Raw genomic sequence first — 7730 nt, forward strand, 5'->3', positions numbered from 1 at the left:
CGGTAAAATACCGCCCAGAGGGCGGCGTTACAACGCGCAGGGCGGGAAATACCCGCCCTAAAACCTTACTAACCAGCCACCACCGAAAGCTCACTCAAAGCTTCCTTCAACAGTACAGCCTTATCAGTTTGCTCCCAAGGCAAATCTAAATCGGTACGGCCCAAATGACCATAAGCTGCCACATCCTGATAGAAACGGCCACCTCTTTCAACAGGTAAATGCTGCAAATTAAACGCTTGGATAATTCCCGCTGGACGCAGTTCAAAAAGCTTCTTCACCGCCTCCAACAACAGATCGTCATCCACCGTACCAGTGCCGAAAGTTTCAATCATCATACTCACAGGACGAGCCACCCCGATCGCATAACTCAACTGCACTTCACACTTAGAGGCCAACCCAGCCGCCACAATATTCTTCGCCACATAACGAGCCGCATAAGCCGCACTCCTGTCTACCTTCGTGGGGTCTTTCCCTGAAAAAGCGCCACCACCATGACGGGAATAGCCGCCGTAGGTATCCACAATAATTTTGCGTCCCGTCAGTCCAGAATCTCCTTGGGGCCCGCCCACCACAAATTTGCCAGTGGGGTTGACAAGAAAACGAGTATTGGCATCAGGCTTAACGCTAATATCAGCAAAAATGGGCTGTACAACCACAGCCCAAAGGTCTTCCTTAATTTTTGCTTGGACAGCGGCGGGATCGACAATATTGCCGATCGCAGCCGTGTGCTGGGTAGAAATCAAAATCGTATCAATTCCCACCGGCTTCCCATCTTCGTAGGCAATAGTAACTTGGCTTTTGCCATCGGGCCGCAAATAGGACAACTGACCAGTTTTCCGCACCGCCGCCAATTGGCGGCAAATCCGGTGCGCTAAACTAATTGGCAAAGGCATAAGTTCCGGCGTTTCATTGCAAGCGAAGCCAAACATCAAACCTTGGTCGCCAGCACCGATCGCATCCAATTCCTCTTCACTAGCTTGTTCCCGACTTTCGTGGGCTGTATTGACACCCTGAGCAATATCGGGAGATTGGGTATCTAGGGCCACTATCACCGAACAGCTATTAGCAGAAAAACCATTATCGGCATGGACGTAGCCAATATCAGCGATTTTCTTGCGAGCTAATTCTATGTAATTTATTTGGGCTTTGGTCGTAATTTCGCCCGTAATCAGCACTAAGCCTGTGTTGACGACAACTTCGGCAGCCACGCGGCTTTTGGGGTCTTCCGTCAATAAGGCATCTAAGATAGTATCTGAAATTTGATCGCAGATTTTATCGGGATGGCCTTCGGTAACAGATTCAGAGGTAAACAGGTAGCGGCGAGACAAGAATAGTTCCTCCTTTGATGAGGGCTAGTTTGAGCAGGCAGTTGAACTTAGCTTCAAAGTCACACTACTTTGACACTCCCCGGTCTAAAGCGCGGGTATTCTTGAGGATAACCTTTTTGGGATAAAACCGCAAAAAGTTTAATTCTCAAAAGTCGCATTGGATTTTCTGCCGATATTCACACTACTATTGACATTGGTATTAATCAGACAGACCTACAGACGCAGTGAATGTTACAGGTGGTTCCTGAAAACCTGAATACTCAGATTGTGCCACCCTGCAATCCTATTTTCGCAACCCGTCCGCCAAAAGTAGAGGATTAGTTTTTGGAGAAAGGCAAAACCGAGCGTTCGATTTCAGGTATTCAGGATTTACGCCGCGATCGGAAAAAATTATGGTTTGAGATTGCTTACCTTGGCTGGCAATGAAAAAAATCGTAGTTAGTTCCTAAGTCCTGATATTTACAGTTTGCAGGGGGGATTTGAAAGTGAAATATAAAGAAAAAAATAGTTTCAAAACAGGAGTAAAATGGCTACTTTGGTCTAGTTTTCTCACTCTAAGTATTGGCGGCGGATTATTCGCCTACGGCTTATATCAAAATCGACCTCCCGAACCCGTAGAAGTGCGCTTGCTCCCCGTCAAAATTGGCAATATTGAAGATACGATTAATGAAAGTGGTACTATTGAATTTGGGAGTCAACAAACTCTAAAATCACCTCTTGACGTTACCGTTGATGAAGTGTTAGTACAAATAGGGCAAAGCGTTACATCTGGCCAGAGCTTGATCGCGCTTCGCAATCCCGCAAAAGAAACAATTCTCGGCAAGCAAGAGTTAGCAATTCAAAAGGAAAAACTCACCTTAGAAAATTTACGCCAAAAACTCTTAGAAGCCCAGACAAAGCTAAGTATGGCTAAAGAAACACTTCAATATTATAGATCCGTGCGAAATGACGAATTGCTCGCTATTCAAAAACAAGAACTTACCTTAGCCAATAATCGCAAAAAAGTTATTGAAGCTGAGGAAAATTTGGCTGCTGCTGAGCGGAAACTCGTCGATCAGAAAGCATTGCTTGACAAGGGTTATATTGCTGAAAATGAAGTGCGATCGCAACAAGATCAAATTCGCCTTGCTAAAGCCAACCTACGAGATGCACAGTTTCAAATTAACACGGATCTGCTCGAACTCAAAAGTCTGAAAATTAAGCGAAGAGACAAAGAGCAACAACTTGAGGAAAAAGTCATTGCTGCTGAGTCAGAGGTGAGACAAGCTCAGTTAGAAGTTAGCACAAATAGCCGCAATCTCCAAACTTCTTTGCTGGATTATCGAGAAAAAGAAGAGGAGCTAAAAAATAATATTGTAACTGCACCTATTGATGGTAAGGTACTTGATATTAAGGTTAAAAATGGCGACGGAGTAGCGCGGGGAACCGAACTTTTGACATTAGGCGATCCGTCACAAGAACTCGTAAAACTACAGCTTTCTACGCTCAATGCTGCTAAAGTTAGACCCAATCAATCCGTTCGCATCAGCATTATCGGCCCCAATTCTAAGCAGTTTTCAGGAAGGGTAGAAAGCTTGTTTATTCTAGCTGGTAGCGGCGAAAATAATAGTAGCAATAACCGCTCTAATCAAGGTGGTCAAGCAACAGTTCCAGCAACAGTAAGACTCGATACTCCAAGCGGTACTTTAATTCCCGGAAGTCAAGTAAATGTAGAGATCATTTTGCAGCAACGCCAGAAGGTAGTAGTTTTAGATACAGAGGTAATTGTGCGATCGGAGTCTCAGCCTTTTGTGTGGATTCGTGACAGTCAAGGTCAAGCTCAGAAACGACCAATTAAATTAGGTTTAGAAGGATTAACGCAGGTAGAAATAACTTCCGGTTTGCGGCCAGGCGATACTGTTGCCATCCCTCCTCCTGAACCTTCTTTAAAGCCAGGAACTCCTATTCAAGAAGAAAAAACAACTAAAAAGGACAAAAAGGAAGAAAAAACAGAGGGCGAAGATGAGGAATAAAATTAAATAGTATCAGCAAATTAGCTCAAATCCTTAATTACCCCAAAAATAATTTTTAATTATTCATTACTTATGAGCCTTTCTCCTGTTGACCTTCTCCGCCTTACCTGCCTTTCCCTAAGCGGCAATCTTTTACGCTCTGCCTTAACTACAGTTGGAGTTTTTATGGGTGTAGCTGCTGTCAGCGCAACGCTGCAAGTGGGAAATATTAGCCGCGCCATAATTGCCAATCAGTTAGCTAAACGAGAAGCGCCTCAACTTCAACTTTTTATGTGGGATAGTTTGGGTTTGAAGTTAGAAGATATGAAATTTTTGCGGCATCGGCTGAATGGCATTCAGGCGATTAGCACATCAAATATGTTTGCTTATAACGAAAAAGTTATATTTCAGACTGAAGAAGCCAAAACTAATATCTTCGCTGTTTCTCAAGATCATTTACTGACATCAGGGCTACAATTAATGGCGGGGCGTTTTTTTTCTCATAATGATTTTGCTAACTATCGACCTGTAGTGGTAATTGATGAAGTGCTGGCGACACAACTTTTTAAAGGTGGTACGGAACCTGTAGGTCAGCGTATTTATGCTGACCGTAGACCTTACATTGTTGTTGGCGTAATAGAGAGCAAGCAAGGCATTTCTGGCGAACCAAAAGGTGAAATGTTGGTATCAATGTCGCTTTACAAAGCGATGACAGGTAGCCAGAGGATTCAGTCAATTTCGGTGCGACCTTACAATCTTAAAGATATTAAAGAGATGGAAAAGCAGGCAAAAAAGGTTTTGAAGCAGCGCTTTCCCAAGGCAGAGGTTTATGTTTGGAATAATGTCAAAAAAATTTTGGAGCAGCAAGAAACTCTGGAACTTGCTTCGCGGGGATTATTGGCGGTGGGGGTAATTTCGCTGCTGGTGGGAGGGGTTGGCATTGCGAATATTACCATCGCCGCTGTGACAGAACGGACTCCAGAAATTGGTTTGAGGCGGGCGATTGGGGCTACTCAGCGGGATATAATGTTGCAGTTTATTTTAGAAGCAGTTATTCTAAGTTTAGTAGGCGGAATTGCTGCTATTATCACGGTACATGGGTTGACCAGTGTGGTTGCTGATATTTTTAAGTTACCTTATAAATTTGACAGCCATACAGCGGTTTTGGCTTTAGGATCTGCATTAGCAGTGGGTGTGGGAGCTGGATTTCTCCCGGCTTTACGAGCTAGTCAACTCGATCCTGTGAAAGCATTACGTCAAGGGTAGCTATCTGTTTGGAAATAGTTATAAATAGAACTTACGTATTACTTACGTAACGCCGCCATCTTGGCGGTTATTTGACCGCCAGGATGGCGGCGTTACGGATACTTTTCTTCCTTCTTCATTCACTTGATTTAGCATGACTGAGCAGCAGGACAAAGATTATCTCCAAAATAACGATTACCCTCCTCGCTACGAGATTCCTTGGATATTTCGTTTGAGCCTAGTTATGCTGGCAACTTGTGGGCTATTGGCTATACTTGCTGTTGCTTTTAAGTCTAGTTCAACAGTTAAAACTGATGTTAGCTCTCAATCTGGTAGCGTGGCTAAAATCTTGCCACTTCCAACTAAAAAAATTTTTCCATCTATCCAAAATATACCGCCAAATCAGACAATAATCAAACCCCAAAATCAGAGAGAAACGGTAACAGTAAACCAGGGAATAGTTATTACCCAATCCCCAGGCGAAAATCCCACAAGTAAAATCAAACAGTCATCAATTCCTAATTCCCAATCCCCAAATCCAGATTCCCAAATATTAACAACTTCTACTATAACTCAAAACCTTCCAATTCAACCCGAATCAATAGTAATTTCTGAAGCCATAAAGAATCCAGAAAAAACAGTAGAACCAACACCTGAAAGTAGCCCAAAGCCAACTATTGAACAGCAATCAATAGAAGATGAACCAGGAGTTGAGCTGACGCTATCGGAAGTTGTATTTTTAGGTTTAGAAAACAATAGAGATATCAAAAATCAATACCTCGAACGCATCGCCCAAAAACAAGATTTAGCCGTAGCAGAAGGTCAATTTGTACCTATTTTTACACCGCAAGTATCAGTGTCAGCACTTCGTTTGAGAAGTGGTGAAAGTGCTGCTACTGGCGAAGTTGATTTATCAGCAAAGGTTTCTGTTAAAATTCCCAGTGGAGGAGAGATAGGCTTTTCATGGGCCGCTCAAAGACAAAGGCAAGATGCTAATGGTTTTGGCATTAATAGCGAAGGCTCCTTAAGTCAAAATTTACAACTAAGTTTCAATCAACCTCTTTTAAGGGGAGCTGGAGTTGCTGTCAATAGAGCACCTATTGAGATTGCTCGCCTTAATGAAAAAATAAATATTTTAACTTTAAGATCGACACTAATTGATACAATTACCTCTGCAATCTTATCCTATCGAGAGTTAATTAAAGCTCAAGAACAAGTTAAGATTTCACAAAGTTCTCTCGAAATTGCCCGTCAGCAATTGGAGATTAATCAGGCTTTAATTGAGGCAGGAAGACTAGCAAAAGTTGAGATTTTCACAAGTGAAAAAGCTGTAGCCGATCAAGAAGTAGCAGTATTAGCTAGTGAGGAGCAATTGAAGAGAGCAAGATTAGCACTGCTGCAAATTCTAGACTTAGATCGCAATCTGAATATTATTGCAGTAGAAGTTACTCCCCAGGAAGAAAAGCCTCTGGATTTTAATAATATTATAAAATTAGCTTTGTCAAATAGTCCTGATTATTTACAAGCACAACTCAACCGGGAAATCGCTAAATATAGCTTATTGGTAGCGGAAAATAATCGAAAATGGAATTTGGGCGTGAATGCAAGTTATAATAATAATGCTAGTAATTTTTCAGACAGCAACTCTGAGGTGAGGGCGGGTTTGGTTTTGACTCATGAATTTGGAAATAGGAGAATAGAGCAAGAGTTTCAGCGCCGTCGTGTTAACCTATTAAAATCTGAAAATGATTTAAAGGAGCGAAATCAAAAGCTGGAAGTTGAGGTAAGAAATGCAATTAGAGATGTAAATTTGAATCTGAGACAAGTGGAATTAGCACAGAGGTCAAGGGAGTTAGCGGAGCGGCAATTAGAAATAGAGCAAGATAAAAGGAGGTTGGGGGTTGGTAGTTCTCGGAGTATTGATATTGTGACTTTTCAGAATGCTTTAATAGATGCTAGGAATGCGGAACTTAATGCTAGAATCAACTATCTAAATGCTTTGACAAACCTCGATAAAATAATAGGTACTACTTTGGATACTTGGCAGGTTATGATTGAAAATAAATGATTTTGTTAGTTTTTGCTTGTTAATTGTTAGTTGTTATCGGATTGAATATGAATAGTGAATCGTCAATTTTTATCCAAGTTGAAGATATTGGAAAGCCTACAGAATCAAAACTTATGCAGCGTTTAGACCTTTGGCTTTCCAATGAGTTACCAAATTTGTCGCGATCGCGCATCCAAAATCTGATACTACAAGGCAATGTTACAGTCAACGATCTCATCTGTACTTCCAAAAAAGAAAATGTAAAAAATGGCGATCGCATTCACATCGCTATTCCTGACGCTGAACCCTTAGATTTGAAGCCAGAAGCTATTCCCCTAGATATTCTCTACGAAGACGAATCCCTAATTATCATTAACAAACCTGCTGGTTTAGTCGTCCATCCCGCCGCCGGACATCCAGGGGGAACCTTAGTAAATGCGCTTTTGGCTCATTGTCCCTTAGCAGAAATTGGGGGAGTTTTGCGGCCGGGAATTGTGCATAGATTAGATAAAGATACCAGTGGAGCGATTGTAGTTGCAAAAACTGATTTTGCTCACCAACATTTACAAGCTCAATTAAAGGCTAAAACTGCCAGACGCGAATATTTAGGTGTTGTTTATGGCACACTAAAAACCGAAAATGGTACAATAGATTTACCCATTGGGCGACATTCTGTAGACCGCAAAAAAATGGCTGTAGTCACTATAGAAAAAGGCGGTCGTTCTGCTGTCACTCACTGGCGAATTCAAGAAAGATTGGGTAATTATACGTTGATACACTTCCAGTTAGAAACTGGTCGCACTCATCAAATTCGCGTACACGCGGCCCAAATAGGGCATCCTATTGTTGGCGATCCAGTTTACAGTTCAAATCATGATATTGGTGTAAATTTGACAGGACAAGCACTACACGCATGGCGATTAAAGTTGGAGCATCCAGTTTCGGGTGAATTGATAGAAGCGATCGCACCTTTACCCGCTCAATTTAATACTCTTTTAGAGGTTTTGCGGCGGCGTGCGGGAGTATAGTAAAATTCCTGTCCAATCGATTTTTAAGTCAGGTAGGACTTACGTAAAACTATCCGTAACGCCGCCATCCTGGCGGTAAAGTCACCGCCAG

Annotated in this window: 5 protein-coding genes; 4 read left to right on the forward strand and 1 reads right to left on the reverse strand. The window is 42.1% G+C overall.

Going from position 1 to position 7730, the window contains the following annotated elements; genetic code table 11:
* Positions 1-68: 68 nt before the first annotated feature.
* Positions 69-1328: a methionine adenosyltransferase gene (gene metK / locus PY364_RS22170; RefSeq protein ID WP_275526344.1), complete on the reverse strand. Its 1260-nt coding sequence runs from the start codon at positions 1326-1328 to the stop codon at positions 69-71.
* A 485-nt stretch (positions 1329-1813) separates the two neighbouring features.
* Here metK and PY364_RS22175 point away from each other — a divergent pair, with 485 nt between their 5' ends.
* The 4 genes from PY364_RS22175 (at position 1814) to PY364_RS22190 (ending at position 7639) form a co-directional block, all read left to right on the forward strand.
* Complete coding sequence (locus PY364_RS22175) at positions 1814-3340, forward strand: efflux RND transporter periplasmic adaptor subunit (RefSeq protein WP_275526346.1); 1527 nt, start codon at positions 1814-1816, stop codon at positions 3338-3340.
* Positions 3341-3412: 72 nt separating this feature from the next.
* The gene (locus PY364_RS22180) at positions 3413-4585 is read left to right on the forward strand and encodes an ABC transporter permease (protein WP_275526348.1); all 1173 of its coding nucleotides are present in this window, start codon (positions 3413-3415) and stop codon (positions 4583-4585) included.
* A gap of 133 nt (positions 4586-4718) precedes the next feature.
* Positions 4719-6632: a TolC family protein gene (locus PY364_RS22185; protein WP_275526350.1), complete on the forward strand. Its 1914-nt coding sequence runs from the start codon at positions 4719-4721 to the stop codon at positions 6630-6632.
* Positions 6633-6679: 47 nt separating this feature from the next.
* On the forward strand, positions 6680-7639 hold the full coding sequence (locus PY364_RS22190) for an RluA family pseudouridine synthase (RefSeq protein WP_275526351.1): 960 nt from the start codon (positions 6680-6682) through the stop codon (positions 7637-7639).
* Positions 7640-7730 lie beyond the last annotated feature (91 nt).

This window comes from Kamptonema sp. UHCC 0994 (assembly GCF_029167235.1).
In the GTDB taxonomy this organism is placed as follows: domain Bacteria; phylum Cyanobacteriota; class Cyanobacteriia; order Cyanobacteriales; family Microcoleaceae; genus Kamptonema.